This window comes from Mesorhizobium sp. M7A.F.Ca.CA.002.04.1.1 (genome assembly GCF_004022805.1).
GTDB classification, from domain to species: domain Bacteria; phylum Pseudomonadota; class Alphaproteobacteria; order Rhizobiales; family Rhizobiaceae; genus Mesorhizobium; species Mesorhizobium ciceri.
The window spans coordinates 1-3069 of record NZ_RZPL01000678.1 but is presented as its reverse complement, the minus strand read 5'-3'; the positions used below and the strand labels follow the sequence as shown (position 1 = coordinate 3069).

The 3069-nt window shown below is 63.5% G+C and carries 3 protein-coding genes; 2 read left to right on the top strand and 1 reads right to left on the bottom strand.

Annotation, left to right across the window (positions count from 1 at the left end; genetic code table 11):
• Positions 1 to 27 precede the first annotated feature (27 nt).
• The gene (locus tag ENZ75_RS26610) at positions 28 to 990 is read left to right on the top strand and encodes an AEC family transporter (RefSeq protein ID WP_063168002.1); all 963 of its coding nucleotides are present in this window, start codon (positions 28 to 30) and stop codon (positions 988 to 990) included.
• On the opposite strand, the gene ENZ75_RS26605 is transcribed toward ENZ75_RS26610, so the two are convergent.
• Entirely contained in the window at positions 967 to 2178 is a 1212-nt protein-coding gene (locus ENZ75_RS26605) for a UbiH/UbiF family hydroxylase (protein ID WP_063168003.1), read from the bottom strand. The two genes, ENZ75_RS26610 and ENZ75_RS26605, sit on opposite strands and share 24 nt — an antisense overlap.
• Positions 2179 to 2248: 70 nt before the next feature.
• Between ENZ75_RS26605 and ENZ75_RS26600 the strand changes: the two genes are divergently transcribed.
• Positions 2249 to 3069, top strand: an 821-nt coding sequence (locus ENZ75_RS26600) for a DUF2182 domain-containing protein (protein ID WP_128278437.1), incomplete at its 3' end; no start/stop codon positions are given.

The window sequence follows — 3069 nt, the reverse complement described above, 5'->3', positions numbered from 1 at the left end:
GCGCCAGGGTTTCGGACCAGCATAAAAATGTCTGACGTCATCGGTCTTGTTCTTCCGTTCTTCGGCTTGATTTTTGTCGGGTTTCTGGTGGCGCGCATCACCAGGCAGCCGCTGGACGCGCTCGGCTGGATGAACACGTTCATCGTCTATGTCGCGCTGCCGGCACTTTTCTTTCAACTGCTTGCCAAGACGCCGTTCGAAGACCTGACGGAATGGCGCTTCATCTTCGGCTCGGTCGTCTCGACCTTCATGATATTTTCCTTGATGTTCATGGGGTCGGTCCTGACCTCGCGCGGCGAGATAGCGCAATCGACCATCAAGGCGCTCGCGGCCGCCTATGGCAATATCGGCTATATGGGGCCGGGGCTGGCGCTGCTGGCCTTCGGCGAGGAGGCGGCTGTGCCGGTCGCCTTGATCTTCTGTTTCGAGAACATCATGCATTTCGCCATCGCGCCCATGATGATGGCGCTGTCTGGCGACGAGAAGACCACTCCTCTCCGGCTTGCCCTGGGCGTCCTGCGCAAGATCGTGCTGCATCCGTTCATCATCGCAACCGCCCTGGGTGTCGGCGCCGCCTATATCGGCTTTCGACCGCCCGTGCCGGTGGAGCGATTTCTAGAATATCTTTCCCGTGCGGCCGCACCTTGCGCGCTGTTTGCCATGGGCGTCACGCTGGCGCTCAGGCCACTCAATCGCGTCCCGCATGAGATGGTTCCGATCGCCGCGCTGAAGCTGATCCTGCACCCGTTGCTCTGTTATGTCGTGCTGAGCTGGATCGGCAATTTCTCTGAGACATGGGTCTTCTCGGCGGTGCTTCTGGCCGCATTGCCGACCGCCACGAACGTCTTCGTCATCGCCCAGCAGTATGGCGTCTGGGTACAGCGAGCGTCGGCCAGTGTGCTGATCACAACCTGCCTGTCGGTCGTGACCGTTACCGGGCTGCTCTACCTGATCCGGCACAATATCCTAGCGCCGGACCTGTTTCCCTAACCCGCCGGCAAGCGCGGCAAAACCGCTGCCGGGACGAAGCCCCTCGCGCATGAAAAAAGCCCGAAGCGGCGCGAAGCCTCCGAGCACGCCGAGCCCGGCAACGCGGGCCATCTGCGCCGGCAGCATGTCGGAAAGCAGCGACATGTTGAGCAGGTTGACCGCGCTGCTGCGCGCCAGAATGTCGGGGCGGCGCTTGAAATCGTAGGCTGCAAGCGCCTTGGCTGCGCCCGGATCGGATCGATTTTCACAAGCGATTCCAATTAGATCGTCGACGTCTCTGATGCCGAGGTTGAGGCCTTGCGCACCGATCGGCGGAAACACATGGGCGGCTTCGCCGACCAGCGCCACCCGATCCCTTGCGAAACGAAGCGGCGTCACCGCCGATAGCGGGTAGATCTGCCGGCCCGGCTCGACAGCCACCCGGCCCAGCATCGACTGCATCTGCTGTTCGACCCGCTGAGAAAGTGTCGCATCGTCCAGCGCGGCGAGCTCGGTCGCGGTCTCGGGCTTGACCACCCAGACCAGGCTGGAGCGATTGCCGGGCAGCGGGACCTGCGTGAACGGACCGGTCTCGGTGTGGAATTCCGTCGAGGTGAAGGCGTGATCGCCGCTATGGCCGAAATTGAGGACGAGAGCTGCCTGCGGATAGGAGCGGGCCGAGGTCGAGATGCCGGCCGCCTGGCGCGCCGGTGACAAGCGTCCGTCAGCGGCGACCGCCAGCGATGCGTCAACCGAGCTGCCGTCGGCGAGGCCGGCACGAACATGCTCGGCATCGAGATGCCAGTTCGCCACCATCGACCTCAGCCAGTCGATGCCGGCGCGCGCGGCAACGGCGCTGGCGAGTGCCGGGGTGAGGACGCTGTTGGGAAGATTCAGCCCGAATTCATCCTCGTCGATCTCGCTGGCGCGGAAGGTGACGACCGGGCTGCGGATCAGCCGGCTGGTGGCATCGACGATGCGCATCACCTTCAAAGGCGCCGCCTTGGATACGACGGCTTCGAGCACGCCGAGCCGGTCGAGCACTTTCAAGGCAGGGTTCATCAGGGCCGTCGTGCGACCATCGGGGGCGGTGGCCTCCGGCCCGACCAGTGTCACCGGGAAACCTTCGGCGGCAAAACCCAGTGCCGCGATCAGCCCTGCCGGCCCCGTGCCGGCAACCAGTATCCGCGCAGTTTGCTGATGCTCCAAGATCGGCTTCCGGCTTGCAATGCGAGGCGGTCCACCCGACCTGCCGTTCGATCAGCATATAGGTCAGATCATGCCGCTTGATCAACGCGGCGATTCGGCCCATTCGGATGTCATGACCGGCCAGCAGGACGACTTCAGCCATCTCGACCGCGCCGGCCGCGCCATGGCCGGCATCGCGCGCAATCCCCGGGTTACGGTAAACGTCGTTGTCGGCGCTTGCATCCTGCTTGCATGGCTGTCTCTTGCGGCGATGGCAATCCGCGGGGCTGAAACAGGGATTGCGGGCGTCGGCGCCCCTGGCGACACGATCCTTCGCAGCCTGCCGCAACTGCCGCTGCCCGATTTCCTGGAACGGTTCTTTGTGCTGTGCCTCTCACCGGTGCCTTTGGACGCAGGTCTCGGCTTGCGGGCCGGCGCGCTCGTTTCGATGTGGTTCCTGATGGCGATCGCGACGATGCTGCCTTCGGCGGCGCCGATGATACGCACCTATTGCGAGATCGCTGACACGGCACGCATCAAGGGCGAACCGGTCGTTCACCCGCTGCTGCTGGTCGCCGGCTATCTCAGCGTCTGGCTCGCCGCTTCAATTGTGTTCGCGGCGCTGACCTTGGCCGTCCATGCATTCGCTTCGTCAGCCGGGATTCTCGATCCGGTCGTCGGCATTGCCGGTGCGCTCGCTCTGCTGATTGCCGGCCTCTACCAGTTCAGCGGCCTGAAGGAAGCTTGCCTGAAGAAATGCAGGAACCCGTTCTCGATCCTTTTCGCGAGCTGGAGCGCAAGGCCCCTTAACATCTTTCGGCTCGGTGCCGCGCAAGGTCTGTGGTGTCTGGGCTGCTGCTGGGCCTTGATGCTGGTGATGTTCGCCGTGGGCGTCATGAACGTTTTCTGGAT

Coding starts and splice junctions, on each gene's coding strand:
- ENZ75_RS26610 (WP_063168002.1), top strand. CDS start 28: ATGTCTGACGTCATCGGTCTTGTTCTTCCGTTCTTCGGCTTGATTTTT.